The sequence below is a fragment of the Paraburkholderia sp. BCC1886 genome (assembly GCF_900996245.1).
Taxonomy (GTDB): Bacteria; Pseudomonadota; Gammaproteobacteria; order Burkholderiales; family Burkholderiaceae; genus Paraburkholderia.
This window is the reverse complement of the sequence record NZ_CAAJGK010000121.1, coordinates 1-458: the sequence shown is the minus strand read 5'-3', so window position 1 is coordinate 458 and position 458 is coordinate 1. Positions and strand designations below refer to the sequence as shown.

The following is a 458-nucleotide window of genomic DNA, read 5'->3' as shown; positions in this document are numbered from 1 at the left end:
GCCGGCGCATGTCGACCACCGCCCAGTGATGCACGGCCAGCCCGCAGATCGCCAGCAGCGCGCCGACCCAGCCCGTCGAGGACCAGCCCATGCCGGCGTCGATGGCGAGGCCGCCGAGCCAGGCGCCCAGCGCGTTGGCGATATTGAAGGCGGAATGGTTGAGCGCGGCGGCCAGTGTCTGCGCGTCGCCGGCCACGTCCATCAGGCGCGTCTGCAGGATCGCGCCGAGCGCCATCACGGTGTCCACCAGCAGTAGGTTGATCGAACCCGCCACCGCGTAGTGCGCGGTGAACCAGAACGCGCCGGGAACCAGCACGGCGGTCAGCGCGACGATCGACCCCATGTTCGCGAAGGCAGCGCGCAAGCCCAGCCATGAGCCCATCGCCGCCACCATCGGCACGCCGAGCATGGTCGAGATGGTCAGCCCGACGAATACGCTGGCCACCGCCTGCGCGCGC

1 pseudogene is annotated in these 458 nt (G+C 70.7%); it reads right to left on the bottom strand.

Features of this window, described 5'->3' with window-relative positions:
- Nucleotides 1–458 (bottom strand): annotated as a pseudogene (locus FQ746_RS33255) (MFS transporter); the annotation flags it as partial.